General features: G+C 49.7%; 16 protein-coding genes and 1 pseudogene. 7 read left to right on the plus strand and 10 right to left on the minus strand.

The annotated features are described in order from the left end of the window. Window positions 1-4 precede the first annotated feature (4 nt). Complete coding sequence (locus AMF_RS06500) at window positions 5-673, minus strand: glutathione S-transferase family protein (protein ID WP_010267365.1); 669 nt, start codon at window positions 671-673, stop codon at window positions 5-7. 82 nt (window positions 674-755) lie between these two features. After that, on the minus strand, window positions 756-1265 hold the full coding sequence (locus tag AMF_RS06505) for a protein-disulfide reductase DsbD domain-containing protein (RefSeq protein ID WP_223822662.1): 510 nt from the start codon (window positions 1263-1265) through the stop codon (window positions 756-758). 375 nt (window positions 1266-1640) lie between these two features. On the opposite strand from AMF_RS06505, the gene AMF_RS06510 reads away from it, so the two are divergent. The 3 genes and pseudogenes from AMF_RS06510 to recR all read left to right on the plus strand — a co-directional run bounded on the left by AMF_RS06510 (window position 1641) and on the right by recR (window position 3557). Beyond that, window positions 1641-2705, plus strand: coding sequence for an ABC transporter ATP-binding protein (locus tag AMF_RS06510; protein ID WP_010267367.1), 1065 nt, complete (start codon window positions 1641-1643; stop codon window positions 2703-2705). 21 nt (window positions 2706-2726) lie between these two features. Continuing rightward, window positions 2727-2897 (plus strand): twin-arginine translocase TatA, encoded by a 171-nt coding sequence (tatA, locus tag AMF_RS06515; protein ID WP_010263388.1) that lies wholly within the window; start codon window positions 2727-2729, stop codon window positions 2895-2897. A gap of 71 nt (window positions 2898-2968) precedes the next feature. Beyond that, a pseudogene (gene recR / locus AMF_RS06520) lies at window positions 2969-3557 on the plus strand (recombination mediator RecR). Between the two features lie 248 nt (window positions 3558-3805). Here the strand turns inward: recR and AMF_RS06525 are convergent. Beyond that, on the minus strand, window positions 3806-4690 hold the full coding sequence (locus tag AMF_RS06525) for a metal ABC transporter substrate-binding protein (protein ID WP_012658889.1): 885 nt from the start codon (window positions 4688-4690) through the stop codon (window positions 3806-3808). Here AMF_RS06525 and AMF_RS06530 point away from each other — a divergent pair. The 3 genes from AMF_RS06530 to AMF_RS06540 all read left to right on the plus strand — a co-directional run bounded on the left by AMF_RS06530 (window position 4670) and on the right by AMF_RS06540 (window position 8094). Next, the gene (locus AMF_RS06530; RefSeq protein WP_012658890.1) at window positions 4670-5407 is read left to right on the plus strand and encodes a metal ABC transporter ATP-binding protein; all 738 of its coding nucleotides are present in this window, start codon (window positions 4670-4672) and stop codon (window positions 5405-5407) included. The genes AMF_RS06525 and AMF_RS06530 overlap by 21 nt on opposite strands. Further along, window positions 5400-6851 carry a 2-polyprenylphenol 6-hydroxylase gene (gene ubiB, locus AMF_RS06535; protein WP_010263403.1) on the plus strand — a complete coding sequence of 484 codons (1452 nt, stop codon included), beginning with the start codon at window positions 5400-5402 and terminating at the stop codon, window positions 6849-6851. Before AMF_RS06530 ends, ubiB begins: the two co-directional genes overlap by 8 nt. Before the next feature lie 85 nt (window positions 6852-6936). Next, on the plus strand, window positions 6937-8094 hold the full coding sequence (locus AMF_RS06540; RefSeq protein ID WP_241760223.1) for an MFS transporter: 1158 nt from the start codon (window positions 6937-6939) through the stop codon (window positions 8092-8094). 162 nt (window positions 8095-8256) lie between these two features. Here the strand turns inward: AMF_RS06540 and miaB are convergent, their stop codons facing one another. The 3 genes from miaB to AMF_RS06555 form a co-directional block, all read right to left on the minus strand. After that, on the minus strand, window positions 8257-9621 hold the full coding sequence (gene miaB / locus AMF_RS06545) for a tRNA (N6-isopentenyl adenosine(37)-C2)-methylthiotransferase MiaB (RefSeq protein WP_012658892.1): 1365 nt from the start codon (window positions 9619-9621) through the stop codon (window positions 8257-8259). A gap of 136 nt (window positions 9622-9757) precedes the next feature. After that, window positions 9758-12013: a glycoside hydrolase/phage tail family protein gene (locus tag AMF_RS06550; protein WP_227013250.1), complete on the minus strand. Its 2256-nt coding sequence runs from the start codon at window positions 12011-12013 to the stop codon at window positions 9758-9760. Between the two features lie 682 nt (window positions 12014-12695). Beyond that, window positions 12696-13526 (minus strand): DUF2163 domain-containing protein, encoded by an 831-nt coding sequence (locus tag AMF_RS06555; protein WP_010263429.1) that lies wholly within the window; start codon window positions 13524-13526, stop codon window positions 12696-12698. Window positions 13527-13664: 138 nt separating this feature from the next. Between AMF_RS06555 and AMF_RS06560 the strand changes: the two genes are divergently transcribed. Further along, window positions 13665-16457 carry a 2-oxoglutarate dehydrogenase E1 component gene (locus tag AMF_RS06560; RefSeq protein ID WP_012658894.1) on the plus strand — a complete coding sequence of 931 codons (2793 nt, stop codon included), beginning with the start codon at window positions 13665-13667 and terminating at the stop codon, window positions 16455-16457. A gap of 585 nt (window positions 16458-17042) precedes the next feature. On the opposite strand, the gene AMF_RS06565 is transcribed toward AMF_RS06560, so the two are convergent. The 4 genes from AMF_RS06565 to AMF_RS06580 form a co-directional block, all read right to left on the minus strand. After that, a complete protein-coding gene (locus AMF_RS06565) occupies window positions 17043-18194 on the minus strand; it encodes a phage major capsid protein (protein WP_010263447.1) in 1152 nt (383 codons plus the stop codon). A 216-nt stretch (window positions 18195-18410) separates the two neighbouring features. After that, window positions 18411-19316 carry a 4-hydroxy-tetrahydrodipicolinate synthase gene (gene dapA / locus AMF_RS06570; protein WP_010269726.1) on the minus strand — a complete coding sequence of 302 codons (906 nt, stop codon included), beginning with the start codon at window positions 19314-19316 and terminating at the stop codon, window positions 18411-18413. Between the two features lie 216 nt (window positions 19317-19532). After that, complete coding sequence (locus tag AMF_RS06575) at window positions 19533-19892, minus strand: histidine triad nucleotide-binding protein (RefSeq protein ID WP_010267386.1); 360 nt, start codon at window positions 19890-19892, stop codon at window positions 19533-19535. Further along, a complete protein-coding gene (locus tag AMF_RS06580; RefSeq protein WP_010269731.1) occupies window positions 19889-21139 on the minus strand; it encodes an AM410 family tick-upregulated protein in 1251 nt (416 codons plus the stop codon). The genes AMF_RS06575 and AMF_RS06580 overlap by 4 nt, the downstream gene beginning before the upstream one ends. Window positions 21140-21236 lie beyond the last annotated feature (97 nt).

Genomic DNA, 21236 nt, shown 5'->3' on the forward strand with positions numbered 1-21236 from the left:
GGGCTCAGAAATCTAGCTGTGCGTAGTGCACTGGGGGCGAAAAACCTGGTATCCTATCCCCCAAAATCTGCGAGAATGACGGCTTAGACTTTATCAGAGAGTACCACTCCTTAAGGGTCGGGCTCAAGTCCCAAGGGAAAATGCCCATGTAGTCTAGTAACGAGATGTGCGCGGACAGTGCAACGTCTGCAAGGGTAAACTCACGAGATGCAAGCCACCCATTGGTGTTTATGAGATGCTCCATATATCTGACGTGAGACTGCAGGTTTGACATAGACGCCCGAATCAAGTTAGGGTTCGGACTGCCGTGCTTGGTGTATTGCTTAGCGATTTTCTCGTTGATTACATACCTTGTGACTTCGTGATAAAACCTGCAATCTATCCAGTAGACAAGCCTACGCACCTTGGCGCGCTCGTAGGGAGACTTCCCCATACGCGGCTCACCACCGCACACCTCTTCGATGTACTCACAAATAGCCTGGCTATCGACTATAACACTTCTGTCACTGACCAACACCGGAACTTGGGATACCGGATTTATCTCTAAAAACTCCTTTCTACGCCTCCAAGGGTTTTCCTCCACCAGGGAAAAATCCAGCCCTTTCTCCCTCATGAATACTCTTACCTTTCTGGAGAAGGGGCAAGGTGGGAAGTAGTACAGAGTATTGGCCATTTGGCAACTGCATGAACGAATCGTGCATCAATACCACACTCAAGCCAGAAGCACAACGCCCTGGCTTGAGTACTGAGCCAACTTACCTGTTCTTCCACTCATCAATAAGATCCAGAACGGTACCGTTTTCAAAACCTTGTTCTGGCACATCAATAGTGAGAACCCTGCTCTGAGGTACACAAGATGGTCCACAAGCTGCGAAGCTGACGTTTAGCCTGACATGTCTTACGCCTTCGGCAACTTCAAGCTTTACCGGGAATACTACGGTGCCTGAGTATACATTGCTTTTTAGAGTTTTGTCTGCCGCCTTATCGACAATTTCAGAATGTTTTGGCCAGTGGATGGTATGCTCTTTCACCTCTTCGCTTTCAAATGAGAACACAGTTGGCATGCCGGTGTCCCCTGGCTCCTTAGCGCATATATGCCACCCCGATTCGACGTCAAACGTTACTGCAGCATTCACAACATTACCGGAGACTGAGCCAACGTCGACCTTAGTGTTCACGTGGTTCAAATACTTGCCGCTGTCAGCAGCATGTGCGGCCGACACGCAACACAACAGAAGAGAGAATTGCAACGCTGCCAAACGCATAAAAGTACCCATAGGAAGCCTCATATCACACATTACTAGAGCGTAGGTTATCCTCTTTTTTTTGTTTTTGCAATGATCTGTGCCTACCTAATTTTTTTGTACCACACAGTAGGGGGGCCGTAGCTTTGCTCAGAACCAAGCGCGTTCACATTTCTGGAAAATTTGCAATCCTTGCCGTTGTACTATTGCCCCTTGGTGACACGTGTGGATGGGTCTATACCCTAAAAACACGCAGGTGTTCCACAGCATTTCTGGGTTGCTGAACAAATGGTGGGTATACAGAAAGAGTTGACTAGCTCACATATCGCACGCCTGGGTTGTCGTCATTATTTTAAGATCTGGGTGCACTTGTGAATAGGTACAGTGAGTGGTACCATGGCTTGTGGCAGCGTCAGCGGTAATACTGTGGTCGAGGGACTGAGACTGGATAATGTGTCGCATAAGTACAGGAAGACAGATTTCCTGCTGAGCGTTGACTGCTTTTCCGGAGATAGGGGAGAGGTCATATGCCTACTCGGCCCGTCCGGATGTGGGAAGTCCACAATTCTAAAATTAATTGCCGGGTTGGAAAGGCTGCGCACCGGCGTGATAATGGTCAATGGAAGGGTGCTAAGCGATGCACAAAACAACACGCACGTTCCCACAGAAAAGAGAAATGTGGGGCTGGTATTCCAGCATCCATCGCTGTTCCATCACCAAACCGTGGAGGAAAACGTTGCGTTCGCGGTAAAGGAGCAGGGCAAGGAAAGAAAAACCCAGCGCGCGCTACACATGCTGCGCTTGCTAGGTATGGATAGCCACAGGGGTGCGTACCCCCACATGCTTTCTGGGGGGCAGCAGCAGCTTGTGACGATTGCCAGAACTATGGCCCAGAATCCAGAGATCATCCTGTTGGATGAGCCGTTTTCTAATCTGGATATCATTTTGCGATCTAAAATTAGGGCTGATGTATTGTCCATAATAAGGCGTGAGCGTATTACCACTCTTTTGGTAACGCATGACCCGGAAGAAGCGCTTGAGGTTGCAGACAAGATCTATGTGATACGTGAGGGCAGGATAGTGCAATGTGGCGCCCCGGGCGAAATATACAATAATCCAAAAGATGCACACTTGGCGCAATTTTTTGGGAAGTCAAATTACTTTGAGTCCGTTGTGTGTGATGGAAAAGTTGCAATATCGGGAGTTGGTGATATTGACGCAAGCTCGTTTGGGGACGGGAGCAAGGTGGCTGTGTGTATGCGGCCCGAGGCCATTTTTTTGCGACAGAGCAGCGGAATTCCTGCTACGGTGAAACTTGTAAGATTTTTTAACAGTATGGTATACATAGAGGTACAAGGTTGCGCGTATTGGATGAAGTTTACGGGTTCTGTTTTGCCCGAAGTTGGTGATGTGATATCTGTATCTTTTGATCTGGGCAAGGTTTTGTTGTTCAGGCTATAGTTGTTTGGGCGGGTTGCGTATATGAGTTTAGGTCCGTGGCAGATTTTTCTTATATTTCTGATCATTCTAGTGTTGTTTGGTGCTGGTAAATTACCTCAAGTTATGGGTGATCTCGGAAAGGGCATCCGTAGTCTGAGAAAGGAGTTAAAAGATGGCAAGCTGGCGCATAACAACGATGAGTCTAACAATTGACCTGAACAGTCAGCAGTGTGCAGAAGCGGGCCCCTCTTTGTGTATCGTCTTGGTTGGGTGTTTGCGCTGATATGGACATAACTAAGCTTATAAATCTTTTTGCCAAGCTTCCGAGTTTGGGCCCTGCCTCTTCACGTCGCATAGTAGTTGCATCTGTTGCGGCATAGGCAGGACGTAATGGTGCCCCTCGCTGCCGGAATTAGAGAGTTAGAAATGCACACTAAGGAGTGCACAATCTGCCACAATTTAGACACCATTTCTCCCTGCTCCATATGTTCCGATAAGGGTCGGGACCAAAGCATTATCTGTGTTGTTGAGGAGTTGGGTGACTTGTGGGCTTTCGAGCGCGGGAGAATATATTCCGGGGTATACCACGTGCTGGGGGGAGCATTGTCTGCCCTCTCTGGTATTGGTCCGGAAGACCTAAATCTGGGTGGAATTGTAGATAGGATTCGCACGCATGGGGTTAAAGAAGTCATCGTTGCAACGAGCAATGACATGGACGGACAAGTGACGTGCCATTACATAGCTCAGATGGTGAAGGGCACTGATGCCAAGGTGACTAGGCTTGCATGTGGCATTCCTCTTGGGGGAGAGATAGACTACCTAGACGAGGGCACGCTACGCGCGGCTCTCTCCTCAAGGTACGTCATTACCTAGCAATTTGACTTTTATGAATGGTACACGCCCCACCGCAGAGGAAACGTCATCGGCTAGCAATTTTGCATTGGACAGGATTGCAACTCCCAAGGCTTAAGGTGCCTCCACCCATTTTTCCTTGTAAAGTCACATCGGGCTAAAATGTCTGGCCCCGTTCAGCGAGGCATTATATTGATCTAGCCACATGCAGCCGCCATGAGTATGCGTGGAGTCACAGGCCCCAACTTTACACAACTGGCAAGATATAGCTAATCACCACGCTGCTGAAGGCAGCTCCGGAAACTGTTTGCGATTGTCTCCATCAGTTCAAAATACCCGTCCGTACCCCGGATGTTGCGTCCAAGCGGATCTAGTGCGCATATTTTTATTTTCTTGCTTACAAGCCTGTAACGAGATGCACTATGCAACGGGTCAGTAAAAATACATCGCACTTCATGCTCCTTTGCAGCCTTTTTTGCGAATGACAACCCCTTTGCGGTAACACTGACTGTATGCCCACTGCCAGACAGTGCGGCCACGAAGTTCAGCCCGAAGTACCTGTCAAAATATTGATAGGCATCATGCTCTGCCATGTACGGTGTGTCTCTGATAGGTGCGAGCACTGCGCTGATTCTGCCAGCCATGTCTTTTATCTTTGCAAGCGCAGCTTCCGCGTTTTGCCTGTAGGCATGAGCATTTTCCGGATCCTCTTCAGAGAGAACCGTGCAGATTTTTTGTACCATTTTGCTGGCGTTATCTGGATCTAGCCATATGTGCAGGTCCTTTTCATGCGTGAAGCGCCCACCGACGGCCCTTTCTGTGAGCAACGTTACCTCATCTGAAAGTTTCACGAGCCTCCTGCCTGCTCTGTTGTCCAGCCTTCTAACGAAGGACTCCAGCCTGTCGTCGATATAAAAAACTATGTCTGAGGAGTTTAGCTTTGCCATGTCGGAGGGCTTGAGCACGCAATCGTGTACGCATGATGCGCCAGTTGTGGGCAACGATGGCTCTACCACCCCATGGGCCACTGCGCTTATCAGAAAATATACGGGATTTATGGTTGCAGCTACCCTTGGAACGGTATATCCTCCTACCGGCAGCAGCACCGTGAGCGCTACCATGAATGAGATCACATGTCGTCTAATCACCAGCATTTCAGGCAGCCCGCAATAAAAGGAGGAGAGTCGAGAGTCTCGTCGAGGCGCGCGATACTCACGGCCGATAGTCTAACACTATTTTACGAAGATAAAAAGGTTATAGATAACGTTAGCTTTTCGGTAAAATTTGGGGAGATTGTAACTATTTTGGGCCCAAATGGGGGCGGCAAGACCTCGTTGGTGCGCGTTCTTGTGGGGATAAACAAGGCATACAAGGGTACAGTGCGTTATTTTGGTAAACTGGGAATAGGCTATCTTCCCCAGAATATCAAGATCAATCGTCTTATGCCCATGACGGTCGAATATTTTCTTCTGCATACCTACCTGGGGAGACGTGCAGTCTCAGATTTGGAAGACTCGATGAAATACGTTGATGTTGAGCGGCTGTTGAAGCGGCAAGTGGCCGAGCTATCCGCTGGCGAAACCCAGTTAGTGCTACTTGCTAGATGCCTGATGATGAAGCCTGATCTTATAATTTTGGACGAGCCTGTGAGCTGCATGGATATTGAAGCGAAGCACAATTTCTACAAACTAGTTGCACGGCTGGTTACAGAGTGCGGTGTGAGCGTCCTCATGACATCGCACGATCTGCACTGCGTGATGTCATGCTCTGACAGGGTTATTTGCGTAAACCACTCAATACGCTGCGAAGGCACGCCCGAGGAAATCACAGAAAACGCAAAGTTTCTGAGCGTGTTTCCGAATAATGTTTAGCGTAATAAAAAGCTGCGCCAGAATGTTGCGCATAGTGACGGCTATTTTGTGCCATGGCATCTTGCCGTACACGGGCTTCCTATCGCTCAGATTGCGTTCAAAAACCCGTGCGGAGAGGTTGTGTATTCTTTTACAAAGCTTGGGCCCAACGTTTATTAAGTTTGGCCAATTTCTTGCTGCTAGGGTAGACATAGTGGGGGAAGACGCGGCGAAGAACCTGCTCCGTTTGTGTGATGCGCTACCACCATTTTCATTCGACGACGTCGTAAAAACGATTGAGTGTGATTTGCGCAGACAGATGGGTAGCATCTTTCGAGAATTTGATACGGTGCCGGTTGCCGCGGCGAGCGTTGCCCAGGTTCATAAGGCAAAAACACTAGATGGTGAACTCAGGGCGGTGAAAGTGCTCAGACCCGGGGTGGAGCAAGATTTCCGCAGGGATATAAGACTTATGCGTCTATTGGCGCGTATTTTCGGTGGGTGCCGCGGGTTGCAGAGATTCCAGCTTGGGCAACTGGTTGAAATGTTTGCGAGCATATGCAGACTGGAGCTAGATTTACGCTTCGAAGCGGCGAATGCGGAGGAGTTGAGGGAGAACACAAAGGCGGATCGCGGGATATTTTGTGTGCCAAAGGTAGACTGGAATTGCACCTCCAAACGCGTTCTTACTTTGCAGTGGGTAGATGCTGTGCCGATTTACGAGATTGACAAATTGCAAGATCGTGAGTCTTTGGCCCGCAATCTGATTTTGTGTTTTTGTAACCAGGTGTATAAAGACAGATTTTTCCACGCTGACATGCATCCCGGCAACCTCATGGTAGACAGCAACAATCGGATTGTTGCGGTGGATTTCGGCATCATGGGCAGGATTGATGAGGAAACCTGTGTGTATATCTCCGAAATATTCATAGGCTTTTTGAGTAGGGACTACCGCAGAGTTGCTGAGGCACACCTTGATGCGGGGTATATTCCCGGAAGGTGCGATGAGTTTATCACGGCCTGCCGCGCGATATGGGAGCCTATAGCTGATATGAGCGCGCAGGGGTTTTCCATGGCGGAGTTGCTTACCCAACTCTTTATGGTTACCAGTGAGTTTAACATGAAAGTGCAACCACAGTTGCTTTTGTTGCAGAAAACCATGGTGTTGGTTGAAGGGATATGTAGGCAACTGGCGCCGGATATGAACCTGTGGAAAATTGCAGAACTGTGGGTGCAGGAACATGGTGACAATCACGGATATACCGAGCGGTTTAAAAAGTCACAGGTTTATAGGTCCATGAGAGGCATGCGGATGTTGGCGTCCAAGATTGACCGCAGCCTTGATATTATAATTTCCCATGATGGATACAGGCAAGGCCGGGGGCAGACCACGCAACTCGGCGCTGCCCCGTTTTTGATGCTTGTCATAGTTGGGCTGTTGGTCGTACTAGTGATAGTGAAGTGAGCGTGGCAGATATGTTGATTATAGATCAGGTCTGATTATGCTCTCTGAACGCGCAAAGGCCTACTTTGGCTGGTTGACTACAGTTATGATGTTGGTATCTCTGAGCTGCTCAGAGTGCATGTACTCCGCGTTTGGACAAGTGGTGCTGCACAGCGAGCTCAGAGTTGCCACACTCATGTTTGCACGTATGTGTTTTTTTGCCCTATTTCAACTTTTTTCTGGAGCGTTAATAGACCACTATGGCGGTAAATTAATGCTGCCGGCGGCCGCGTTGTGTATCTGCGTAGGCGTACTTTTTCAAATGCTTGCTGGTGAGCAAGGTTTCCTTTTTATGGTAATGCTTTCACAGCCGATTCTAACCTTCGGAGCCTCTTTTTGTTTTATCGGTGCTGGATATGCAAGCATGAACTTTTTTACGCCACCCATGTCTGGTGTCATGTTCGGGCTTGCCCAAATGGCCCACGGCCTTTCGTATGCGCTGTTTGGTGTGCTTTCTTTTTACCAAAATCACTTTCTCATGGAGCACTTCAAGTTTTTGGTATCGTGCATCATCGCGGTACAATTTGCAGTTTTTCTCATGGCGTTGTGTGCTGTGCAGAATCCTCCGGGCTATAGAGGGGCCTCAGGGCACATGCAGTTCCTCCAGGTGGTGAGGAATATGCGCGATATCGTCACAACCAGGGATGCGCTATATGCCTCCATAGTTGGTGGTATGATGTTTGGCATGTTTTTTGCCGTCGCGGGTTTTCTGTTGTATAAACTGGACTCTAGGGTGGTATATCTGGTTTCCGTATATGCATGGGTAGGCTTCTCCCTTGGGGCGCCCTTTGCATGTTGGGTGCTGGCTGTGTTGCAGGATAAAAAACGCGTCCTTTTCGCGTTTTGCGTATTTCAAATGTGTAGTCTACCGATAGTTGCACTGCTTATACAGCGAATGCTGTCTGCCGAAGATCCCGCATTGGTGGCGTATTTGTGCTATTTTGCATCGTTTTGTTTCGGATTTGCTGCCGGTGGGCACATGATAGCATTTACTTTCGGGTGTAACATGACGGCTGCAAGGGTTACAACCTTCTGCGCGATCGTCAATGGCGCGATGTGCACCATAGCTGGCGTTGTAATTCTGGTGCTTACTTTGCTGTCAGAATACTACAACCTTACAACGTTGTTAAGATACTCCGCGGCTGTGGCTTGCGTGCTAGGCTGTGTGGCGCACTGTAGCCTTACTAGAGCGCGCGGTAGTTAGTACTGTTGCAGGGGTGTCGCCCGACAAAAATTTGCTCAATGAATTGGTGCTGCCCAGTCTATTGGCTTTGGTACGCACATAAACGGTGCGGCTGGTTTGGCCGATTATTGGCTGATTATTGAACCAGACACAGCTCAAGCCTGTACGGCGGATCGGCAGGGGCTACATGCTGTGGGGGGGAAGGGAGATTGTATCGGTGCAAATAATGCCCTTCAAAGAGCTGCGCGCTCCTTCTTCCAGCACTTTTACGCTGAATATCTTGTTACGGTACCCCGCCGGGTCTCCATCCACAGAGATGTACACCGGCTGCATGTGTTCGCTCTTGCCGAATACCTCGTTACTGCAACTGCGCGAGCCTTCTGTGCCGCATACCAACACTGATACAGTCTTGCCTATCATGCTCTTGGTGAAAAGGCGCTGCTGGGTGAGCAGCAGGTGCTGCAGTCTATGCAAACGGCTGCTTTTTTCCTCCTCCGGTACCTGGTTCGTATACTCTGCGCCGGGGGTCCCAGGCCTTGGACTGTACTTAAAGCTGTAGGATGTGGCAAACCCAACGTGCCTGACTAAGTCCATTGTAGCTTCAAAGTCTTCTTCGGTTTCTCCGGGGAAGCCCACGATGAAGTCTGACGAAAGTGCAATATCGCTCCTGGCCTCTTTGAGGGTGTCTATTATATCCATATACTCCTGCACCGAGTGTTTGCGGTTCATTTTACGTAGCACGGAATCTGAGCCAGATTGCACTGGTAGGTGGACACAAGGCAGCAACTTAGGTTCGTGCTTATGTGCGTCATATAGTGAGCTATGCATATCCTTTGGGTGGGAGGTTGTGTATCGTATCCTCTCAATGCCGTCAACTTCCGCCACCTTCCGTATTAAACGCCCCAAGTCCCACTCGTTACCCTTGTAGGTTCCATGGTATGCGTTTACATTTTGCCCAAGCAGTACAACCTCTTTTGTGCCTCCGTCGGCGAGTTTTCTCACTTCCGCCAGCACATCTTCAACCGATCTTGAATACTCTGGCCCCCGAGTGTAGGGCACTACACAAAAGGTACAGAACTTATCACACCCTTCTTGGACTGATACAAACGCCGAAACTCCGCGGCTGACCAGCAAATCTGTAGATATTACATCAAACTTAGAGATGGCGGGGAACTCAACATTCATCTGCTTTGCGTCCCGAGTGGCTTTCATGATCAGCTCGGGCAACGTGTGTATGCTCTGCGGCCCTACCACAACATCAACAAACGGGGCCCGCTCAAAGACTGCTTCTCCCTCAGCCTGTGCAACGCACCCTGCCACCACTATCAACGCACCTTCTTTGCGGAGCATACGCATCCTTCCAAGTGCGGAATATAGCTTTTCTGCTGCCTTTTCTCTTACGTGGCAGGTGTTAACCATTATGATATCTGCGTCTTCCGGGCGCTGGACCGCTGCAAAACCTAACGGCCTGAGGATATCCTCAACCATCAAGGAATCATAAACGTTCATTTGGCACCCGTAGGACTCTATATACAGCCCTTTTGTCATAAACCGCGATGTGAAGGCGATCGTGAATTCTATAATATTTTGTGCATAGACACAACACGAATCTCTGCGCCGTATACTCTGCGCGCGTGGCTAGAAATCTCTTAGTGCTTTGATTACCAATGGTATATGTATACTGCTATTTGGGGGTGTATGATATACAAGAAAAGCTTTTGCGTTTAAAACGCGTTGGAGTGTGGATAAACCCCCCAAGGTGCACCTGTAGGCCTGCAATCCTCACGCTAGCAATTTTTAACGTGTGTTGCCTGTGCTCCCATTCCACGCTGATTACATCTCCCACATTTAGTGAAGCATATTTTATGGGCAGAGATATCCTGAAAAAGCAATTCTGGCTTGCGGTGAGGTGTTGTAAATCATCCACTATGGCCTCCGCATGTAGATCATCAAGCACCAGTGATGTTTGTAAAATGCCTGAGGCTTTTGGCCCACCAACTTGGCATGCCTGCGGGTTTCTAAGCCTCGGCTGGTAGCCAAACCTGCGGCTTACGTATAGCAGTGCTTGCGCTTCGCAGGGGGCTGTGGGTGCGTAAGTTACCTGGTAGCTTCCCGGAACTACATCCTCGTCCGGTATGTGCAGTACAGATTCCGGGTCAGAGTCCGAGAAGACCAATTCCCCCGCCTTTTCCCTGACGTCCAGGCAGTATATTTTTTGTAGTTCCTTGACCACGGCCTCCGCTGATGTGTAATTGTGGATTGAATATCCCAGCACGAGCTCGTCCGCTTCCTTTGCGGTTGTGGAACGCAGGCCTACCTTGCTGGTCACGCTTTGGAGGATTGCAGACAGTGTGGTCGCGTCTATTTTTCCGTTTATCCAATGGCCAGTCTGCCAGTTTTGGTAGAAATATGGCTCCGTTTTAACGTACGGCTCGAGATTCCACGCGTAAAGGAACATCCTCTCCACAATTTCTGAGGGGTGCCACGCGTCAAAAGTGCCTTCTATAGCGGTTTTTTGTGCGACAAAATCTACGCTATCTGGTGTTGCGTTTTCTGCAGCACTAGCGTGTTGTTCGGGCGATAGCGGCCTGTATGTGCAGTCTGCCACACTTCGGAAACCATATTCTATGAACCATACCCTTTTGCTTTTAGGTTGCCACGCGGTTTTGGTATTGTTATGCCGGTTTACATGGCTGCTGCTCCACCATTGGCCTATGTTTTTGTACGCAGAGCTCAGATGGGAGCTTTCAGATTGTCCTATAGTCGGGTGCTTGTAGGGGCCATCATACCCTTCACTGCTGTGCCAAGATTGTGCAACGCTTTGTGCGCTGAACCTATGCGTGGGATTTGGGGTGTCTGTAAGGGGGAAATACGCGTTGATGCCGACGACGTCAATATGGTCAGATGCCCACAACGCGTCTAAGTTGTATACCCCGTTGTGCGAGTGATATTCGTCCCAATTTGCCGCGTATGTTACAACTGTGGCGTTTCCAAGCACCTGCTTTGCCAGTTCAGCCAAGCGTATGAGTGCCTCTACTGCCGGGAACGATTCTGCGTCATCTTTGATTCTGGTAAGCGATGTAAGACCGCTGCCTATTACGAACGCATCTATGGTTCCCCTGGTAAGTAGGCAGTAGTGTTCTATGAATGGCCGGTATCGCCGACTGAAAAACTGGTCGATGTCTTGCGGGTTCTCGCACGTCAATTGTGTGCCTTCTTCGAAATTTACGATCAATTTCGGCAGTAATAGTATCTTATAACCCCTGGATTTAAGCTCCCATATGTATCGCACTAAGGACGCATCGTGGGTGGTTCCCTTGGGCGGCTGCCGGCCATCTTTTAGCCTAAGTTTGTATGCATTTGTTGCGGTAAAATTACCAACCTTCCAGGCGTCTGGAGTTATCTTGACGTCATGCTCGTATATGGTCGCGGGGCGGACCCCGCAATGCTTAATGTTTTGTCCGTCAGTAAACCAGTGAACCGTTACTGCCACCCATTGCACGTTAGGTAAAATGCTCTGCATCGCATCCAGGGCTAATAATGCGTTTGACCGCGTATAACCACCCATCCCGTTGATTTTTGCTGCAGTTCCATATGCAACTGTTTGTGTACCTACAACCGCGACTTGTATTGCCCTGTGTATTTCAGTGTCATAAGAAAATTCTCCTCTACCTATGGTGTGTATGCTATTGATTTTCTGCGTAATATGGCCTTCCAAAAAACCTTCTGGATACGCAGTGACCTCAAACACAAAATTCGGCACTGCATTGTTGTAGTCTTGAAGTGGCAGGTCCTCTATCACGATGTACGCGATGCCGCGGTATGCGGGGGTGTGTTCCCCTGCGGGGGACATTAGTGGATCGGGTGCTTGGTCTTCGGTGCCCTTGTATAGCCTGTGTTTTATTGTGGACAAATCTAGCGGTTTTCCATTTGCCCACATGCGAGAGAGTCTGTGTATTGGTCCCGAGCATATGGCAATTGCCAGTGTTGCGTGGCTGCTTGTGGTGCGTTTTGCTGATTGTGAGCCACGTGTTGTGTAGGTTTCTTGGTGCCTTGCATACCTGATTGGTTGTGCCCATATTATGTTGCCTTGTACTTGTGCAGTGCCATACACTTTGCACAATGTCTTGCCGTATGTGGATGTTTGCACCCTGGTTTCCTTTGGGGGTTTTTTGGCTTGCGTGCTGCCTCTGTTCCGCAAGTTGGGCGCTGATAGCCCTTCGGTTGTAACTCGGTTGAGTGCCTCTTCGATAGATTGTGTGACAGACTTCCAGACTGCTTGATTTACTACGCTAGCGATGGTAGACAATATTGGTGTTGTTGACATAATTTAACCCGGGATAGTTGCAGTAATTTTCATACAAGGTGTGCCGCAGTTGTGGGTGGTATTGCCCGGTGCTCTGGTGGGGACAGAGCGCCCCAGCATCGGAATGTTAGCATATGCCTTTGCCGCGGCAGAGCACGAAATGGCCGTGTGGATTTTGTCACGCCGCTATGCAGGTGATGCGTCTCAGGTTTGCTAGTGTGTTCAGCTACGACGCAGTTTGTCTACATCTGGTGTTGCTAAGGCGCCATGCTGGGGTATTGTGCAGACCATCGGCTCGTGGCACTAGCGGGTTTGCTCACTCCTCAAGAGGTTGGTATACGGAATTTAAATCTGGTACGTGGGGCTCTCCCCGGAAGTTACTCGTATTGTCGAATTTTCTACTGCAAGTGAGAAAGTTTTTGTCACACCCGGCGATTATTGAGTACGCATCTCCCGGTAGTATTGGGTAGGGCGCACTTCTGGCCAGGTGTACCATATAGTGTCTGTGGCCGCGCACTTCCACGGATATTCCCCGATTCTCTCCATCCAGAAATGTGACCACTCCGTGTTTATAGTAGCAGTCTGCGTAGGGAAGCTTGGTATCCTCCAGGGTTAGGTGATCCACCACTTTGTCTACTGTACTTTGAAACGTGAATTTCTTCCTGTCGAGCTTACACTTGCTGTCACAAAATTGTGCCCTGCAATGGGGAGAAAATAATATACCAATTTTGTCGGATAAGGCGCTCTGGATTCCCTCGAGTGAGATTTTTAGCCTGTGATTTTCGACCGTGATAGTGCTTACCATTCCGACGAACAGCGTTATTTTTTCCCGCGATACATCATCATAATCGATTGAAAATATCTCTACCTCAATGCGGCTGCGCTGCCCACTTGCGAGAGCTTGCTCTCTCATAATGCTGCCATATTTTGTTATCTCGATCGAGGCTATGCTACGGTCCTTGCCACGATATATAGGGCCGAAGTTTATGCCATAGCCGGAGCTATAAACAGCATTGTCGATTTCGAGGTTTTCGTCATGTTCTGTGAGCCTTATGTCAGCGTTTTCGGCCGATATCCTGCAACAAAGCGCGGTGGTTATTACTGCGTGAGAGGTGTGAGCTGGCAGTTTTTGTGCTGCATTTTTCATGGGCGTTATCCTCAGATATTAATAAATTGATTTTGTAGAGATCGGTGTACAAGGATCCCGTACTAGAGGGTAAAACCCAGCCTGACAATTAGTAAGCAAAAGTTATCCAGGCTAGGGAACCAACATAGCGCCGGGAGAATGTTAGCTTTAAATGACCGTGAAAGTATGTTAGAGTGGTCGCGATTCTCCACACTGTGCGAGGATTTTTGTTGCTGCGTGAAGGTGTACGTGGTGTCTTACAGGAGCCAGAAGGATTGTTTGTTTGGGGATAATGCACTTCTTGTGGAAGAGGTGTACAGCAGGTATGAGCGGGGAGATGCGGAGCTTCCGAATTGTTGGAAGAGCTTGTTCACTCGCGCATTGGAGGATAAATACCCTGCCGAGTGTGCGCAAGCCACTTCTGGTAATGATATAGCTGTGGACTCTAAGGTTCTGTGTCTACTGCATTTTTTTAGGTCTTACGGGCATCTTGCAGCAGATCTTGATCCCCTAGGCATGGCAGGGAAGGTTGCGCTTGATCATGATAAGTTTATCGCTTCTATAATAGGGGACGGCGAAGCTGCTTGGCGTGGGTCTGGGTCTTCGTTGCCTTCAATTTTGCAAGCTCTCAAAGAAACCTACTGCGGCTCAATTGGCTATGAGTTCATGCATATACCCTCCAGTGAGGAGCGCGATTGGCTGAGGGATAAGATTGAAAATACCAGCAGGGTAATCGCGCCTGAGCGCAAGAGAGAGACCTTGCGGTGTTTGCAGGAGACCGAATTGTTTGAGCAGTTTCTGCATGTAAGATATCCAGGATACAAGAGGTTTTCTGTTGAGGGCGGGGATGTGCTTGTTCCCTTGCTTGAGAGAATAATTGCCCTTGCGCCGGGGTTTAACTGCAAAGAAGTTGTGCTAGGTTTATCGCACAGGGGGCGGCTGAGTGTACTTACTAGGGTGATGCGCAAACCATATGCTGCAGTGCTGTATGAATTTTCTGGGGGTATGGCGTACCCAGAAGGGTTGTCGTTATCTGGGGATGTGAAATACCATTTGGGGTACTCGACTGACACAAAAATTGGGGGTGAGACGGTGCACCTGTCGCTCGCGTATAACTCCTCTAGCTTGGAATCTGTTAACCCTGTCGTCATGGGTAGAGTGAAGGCTAAGAGCGACGAAAAACGCCAGCCTGTGCTTGGAATTTTGGTGCATGGGAACGCTGCCTTCATCGGCCAGGGGGTGGTCTCAGAGGGGTTTACCTTGAGTGGAGTTGCGGGCTACTCTCCGGGCGGAATTGTGCATGTGGTAGTGAACAACCAAGTTGGCTTTACCGCGGACCCCGAAAGTTCTATGACGTCTTTCTACTGCTCGGATGTAGCGAAGATGATAGATGCCCCCGTGTTTCATGTTAATGGTGATGATCCGGAGTCAGTACTGTTAGTGGCGGATCTGGCCATGGAATACAGAAGCAAATTTGGGAAGGATGTAGTGGTTGATATAGTCTGCTACAGGCGCTTTGGTCACAATGAGGGTGACGAACCTATGTTTACCCAACCGCTGATGTACAAACGCATTGCCGCGCACAAGACCGTTGCCAGCTTGTATGCAGAACGGCTCATAAGTGAGGGAGTGGTTACCAAGGAGGATGTTGATAAGTCGCGTGGGGAGTTCCGCGCAGTGTTGGAGGAGGCCTTTGCCGAGTCTGCGAAGTACAAGCCAGAAGAGGAGGATTGGTTTCAGGGTTGTTGGCAAGGTCTCAGGCGCCCAGATCCGGGCAACTTTCAGGATTATCTTTCAGAGACTGGGGTTGAGAGGAGCAAATTGCTCGCCTTGGTAGACTCTCTATGTGCCATCCCGGAGGGGTTCAACGCGGAAACGAAAATCGCCAGGATGCTGGCTGGCAGGCTCAAAGGTGTGCAGAGTGACTCAATAGATTGGGGTACGGGCGAAGCTCTGGCTATTGCCTCGCTGTTGGTCGAAAAATTCAGGGTTCGCCTATCTGGGGAGGATTCTGCCAGGGGCACGTTCTCCCATAGGCATGCTAGGCTTGTGGACCAGGTTACTGGGGAGCACTACGTACCTCTGAACAATCTAGGCGTGGAACAGGCCAGGTTTGACGTCATGGATAGCCCGCTTTCTGAGTATGCGGTTATGGGCTTTGAGTATGGGTATAGCTTGGATTCCCCCAATGTATTAGTCATTTGGGAGGCGCAGTTTGGTGATTTTGCCAACGGTGCGCAGATAATTATTGACCAGTATGTCGCTGCTGCTGAAACCAAGTGGATGCGGTCCAGCGGATTGGTACTATTGCTACCGCATGGGTATGAAGGCCAGGGTCCAGAGCATAGCTCCGCGAGAATTGAAAGGTATTTGCAGCTCTGTGCCGAGGACAACATGCAGGTTGTCAACTGCACGACTCCCGCGAATTTTTTTCATGCGCTGCGTAGGCAGCTGCATAGGGATTTCAGAAAGCCGCTGGTGGTGTTCACTCCGAAATCTCTACTGAGGCATAAAATGGCTGTGTCCAAAATCTCAGACTTTGAAGGTCATTTTATTCCGGTGATTGGCGAGGTTTCGGATGTTAATTCCAGTGCGGTACGTCGGGTAGTGGTGTGCAGCGGGAAGGTGTACTACGATCTTCTAGCGGCAAGAGCTGATAAGACAGATGTTGCACTTCTGAGGCTGGAGCAATACTACCCGTTCCCGACCGAGTTATTGGCTAATGAGCTTGCGAAGTACAAAAAAGCTTCGGTAGTATGGTGCCAGGAAGAGCATTTTAACATGGGCGGCTGGAGTTTTGTGCGCGATCGGATTGAAGAGTCCATGCGGTGTGCCGGCATTTCCGGGTCCGTATCCTATATCGGTAGGTCTGAGTCTGCGTCCACGGCGGCAGGGTACCCAAGCGCACACGCGACGCAACAGCAGGCTATAATAGATTCCGTATTTGCATAGTGGTCCTGCCAGTGTTTGTACAGTAGGTGTAAAAAGCTTTTCCCGACCGATAGGTTAGTTGCCGCAGGTGCACCAAGTGCTTATGTGCGTCCTTTAAGTGTGCCGGCATCCCTTTGCGGGCATATCTGAGCCACATGAAATTGCAGCGCGCACCCTCGCATAGAGCCCCGTACAGGTTTTGTAGCAATGACAAGTGGCTGGATGAAGTGTCACTTACCTGTATGCCGAGACGCAGACTGATCATCTGTTTTGCGAAGTGCACATTAGGGTGTATTGATGGACATATATGTATGCCGAAGGTGCCTCCTGCCGTGGTTGCGGAGCTATGCAAACTCTGAATGCATGTATTGTTCTTTACGAACCAGCAGCCGTGGTGTGTGCCACAAAGCAGCGCCCAATCCCGCGAATGGTGGCACCTGCACAGGTTTTAACCGCCACGTATGCCTACCCATGCCACCGCTCTATGAATGTACAACGGTAGGTTGTGTATGCGGGCAGCTTAATGCCCTCCTCAAACCGCTTTACCGCGCACTAAATGCACAATGGGGCGTGATGAACGCCCCACCCGTACAGGTTGTCGAGTTTTTATTCAACCGTGGGCTTGCTGCCTTCGATCTTCAACAGCTTTATTGCACTCCCGTTTATGATGCTCCCGCCCACACGCTTTGTTGTGTAAAACGCGACGAAAGCTTTGCTCGTAAACGGGTCACGCAAGATTTTCATATTTCGATTTTCCACAATTTTGTACGCGTTTTTAAAATCCCCAAACGCTATTATCGGGAGTTTGGCATTGGCGATAGCCGGCATATCTGAAGTTTGGTATACCGGTGCCCCCAGCAGCGTTTCCTCCCCGGATGGGCCAGGTTGCAGTAAATACTGTCCGGAACCGGATTTGAGTGAGCGTATTGCCTGCAGCACGCTTCTGTGCATTATAAACGCTCCTCTGCCGGCAAAATATTCGTCCAGGGAGTAGTACAGTGAAATGATGGCGTCGCTGTTCAGCTGTTTTGCGGATACTCTTTCAATTTGTCCTTCGTCCTTCCCGTCCTCAGATGACAGTATACCGGATGGCTTCTTGTCCCCATCCCCGGAGATGAAAGCCTCATTTTCTTTCCTGCTGAACGCATCTACCAGGTTGTCTATGAGCCAGCCTTCCAGATCTACTAAGGAGTCATCCAAAAGCTTTTTTGCAATCTGCGGTTGCGCGTATAACTCGTGCAAGTATATGGTCGTCTTGCTCATTTTTGGGGCTGCTGTATCGCTTTGCACTTCTCCTCCCCACCCCACGAAGGTATCCTTATTGTTGGTGGTGAAATATTCGAGGCTGTCTCCCGATACCTTCTCCACCGAGCACAGTTTGCGCATTACAGAGCTTTGAGATAAGCGCTTGTCTATATGCATGGAGATTTCTCTCGGCATGAGGTACGCTAGTGCTGAGCTGCTATCAAGGCCTTTTTGTTCAAAACCTGTAACTTGTCCGTTGCGTATGTATTCTGATAGTGACTTGCGCTCTAGCGCTTCGGGGTCCTCGCAGAGGTTGAGGCGCTTTGCGGCGAGCTCCAACCTGTCTAAGCGATCACTTTGCTGGTCAAATTTGCGATTAATCTCCTCTATATGTCTGACTTTCAAGGGGAGTCGGTTTTCCTCATGAGGGCCGTCATCGTGCTCTTGGAGCTCGTTGTATGCGGGTATGAGGCTTGTAACGCTGTCTTTTACTTCAAAATTAGGTACTGTCATGTAATTCCTAGAAATTATGAAAATATGCAGGTAGAGAGATTCTTGGTGAGAATCATAGTAGCGCTCTCCAAGGGCATTATTACCTGATTACCTGCTTGTACGTAAGCAAGAAACTTCGAAAAGCTGATAATGCATGCGAGAATTGAAATGCACGCACGGCAAGACGGCTGAACACTGCACCTTCGCCGCGATTAAGTTTTGCCACTCCAGAGCGCGCTACAGTTGGCTATGCATTGCCTTCTGTTGCCGTAGCAAGTCTAATGTTTCTAGCACATTCTTGACTGCAGTCTGGCCGCTGCTAGTGAGCTCGACCAGGGGCAGGCGCACTTTCGGCCGCATTTTACCCATCAAGCTGAGTGCATATTTGGTGGGTGATGGACTGGGCTCGATGAATAACACTCTGCTTAACGCTGCCAAATTTCCGCTCACTTGTTTTGCCATGTTTATTTTCCCCAGTGCATGGAGGCGATACAATTCCACGGCCATCTTTGGCGCAACGTTAGACACTACAGAAATACACCCGGAACCCCCATTCATGTAAGAAGCAAGCGCGGTTTCATCCTCGCCAGAAAGGATCGCAACTTTCTCGGGTAGAATTGCCTTCAGCGCTGCCACCCTCTCAGCCCCAGTGCAGTCTTTTATGCCAACAACCCTGGGCAATTCCGCAATTCTTCTAATCGTGTCGTTAGATATGTCAATCGCTGTTCTTTGTGGGACATTATAAAGCACTATCGGTATGTTGGTTGCGTCATGCACGGCTCGGAAGTGTTGATATACTCCCTCGTCACTCGGCCGATTGTAGTACGGCACTACTATCAAAGCTGCATCCGCCCCGGCAGATTGCACGAACAGCGCCCTACTTATAGTTTCTGTGGTACAGTGAGACCCCGCACCCGCGATGACCAGGATGCGCCCCCGTGCAGTTTCTATGCACAGCCTCACTACTGTGCAGTACTCCTCAAAATTCAGGGTAGCAGACTCTCCGGTAGTGCCGCACGGTACTATCCCGGAGATTCCTGAAGAAATCTGCCAATCCACAAACGAGGCCAGCGCTCTTTCATCCAGGGATAAGTCATCTCTAAAGGGGGTTGCCAACGCGGTAAAGACTCCACTAAGCTTCATGGCCGGCCCGTTTTACATAGCGTCGAGTTAGCAATAACACTTTTACGCCGCAAGCGCAAGTTAGCACCGGCACGTACCCACACTTTGTGGATGAAAAAGTGCAGAAGCCCAGTGGGTGCGGCATAAGAGACCGGTAGCCGCGCCACCGACAACAGGCAACCTGCATCCATGGTGAGCTAAGCTCCCTGACCGTGGCCGCCGTCAGGATTTTTGTGCTCAGGGTTTTTCCGGATGGCCGAGTATGTGAACGTGAAAATGTGGCACCACTTGCCCGGCCGATTTCCCATGGTTGGTGACCAACCTATACCCTCCGTGGTGGAGCCCAAGCTCTCTGGCTATCGCGCCCACTGTCCTGAAGAAGCCTGCGATATCGCAGTCAGATCTTATGAAGTCATCGTATGATATGTACTTACCCTTGGGTATCACAAGAACATGTACTGGAGCTTCCGGACGAATATCGTGAAAGGCCAAAACCTGCTCGTCCTCGTACACCTTTCTACAAGGTGCCTCGCCCCTCAAGATGCGGGCAAACACATTGCCGCTGTCATACTCCCCTATTGCTGCGCTATTGGTCATGCATCTCTGCCGGTTGAGACAGCGCGTGCGGACGCTGCGGCCTGTCCTGGGGCTGAGGTGGGGGTGAACGACGCTGCCTCTGACTGCGACACTCCGCTATTGACTACCCCATCAAGCCCTGCGGAAGCGCTATGGACCAATGCTTCATCTAGGGTGATATCTGCTGTAGCCTTGCTGATATCCTGAGAAGCAGCTGCGCCGCTGCACTTTTTTAGGAACTCAGATTGCAACTCCGCTGTCTCCTTTGCGCTGGATTTTCCCCCAATCTGGGACCTGGCATACGGCCCCACTGTTGCTGCTAGGGAAAAGCTTTCCGGTGTAATATCACCGGGGCCAGCTCCTGATTGCTGTGCTGCACTTAAACCAAGAACCATGTCATCTCCCACTTCAGATCCACTACTATCTACGCTGTGCTGAGCATTGCTGTCAACATCTGACTCTATATTATGCCCGTGTTGCGCCGTCTGAGAACTTGGCCCGGTCGCGTCACTGCCGCTACGTGCAGACCCGTCATTTTTTATATTGCTGACTTGATCACCAGTTTGGGAATGCCCCATATCCCTCTTGTACGCCATTTCCTTTGCGAGGCTGTGTGCTAGTGTACGATTTTTTATCCCGACGCACTCAAGAACGGATTCAATTTCCTTTTGTATCTGATCTACAGTTTTGTTTTCGGTATCTAAGGTAACCTTAAGCGTCCTTTCAAAGCCATCTCGAGTGCGAGTAACGGCAATCTTGCCGCCACATTTTGCAAGATGTTCTCGAAGCGCTACCAGCTTTTCATAGCCCTTCATGGCCTCTTGGTTTTTCATCATCCCCTTTACGTCAATGAGGGTGTCGCTGGAAAAATTCACTCCAAGTGCTGAGCTCTTCGGATCGAGTCGCTTCTCTTCGCTGCTATCAACTGCATCCAATATTTTTAGTGCGTCGTCGTTGAAGACGTAGTTTGCAATTGTAAGAGTCAGCTTGCCGGATTGGCCATAAGATGCGCTTACGTCGTTACCGCGAGCCCTCTCGCTAGGTGTGTTCTGTATCCTACCAACCCTGCTTTTAAATGGGCTCCACTCGTCCGAACTTCTAACTCTACTAACCAAGTTTTTGATATTCTGCCAAGTATTGCGGGTGGTTGAGGCATGTTTATTTGTTTTTGGTGGGGTAGTGGCGAAATCGGCGGCAGTTGCGGCACCAACTCCCGCTTTCTTGAGAGCTTCACTCGCCTTTTCCTGCAAATTTTTATCGGTGCTCATACTGACCCCCTAAATCTCATACCCATCACGCGGCATCTAATCGGCTTAGATCCGCAATTGACCAAACCTAAACGCATCAGACAACGGCGGCAGCACC

Origin of the sequence: Anaplasma marginale str. Florida (genome assembly GCF_000020305.1) — a bacterium.
Lineage (GTDB): Bacteria > Pseudomonadota > Alphaproteobacteria > Rickettsiales > Anaplasmataceae > Anaplasma > Anaplasma marginale.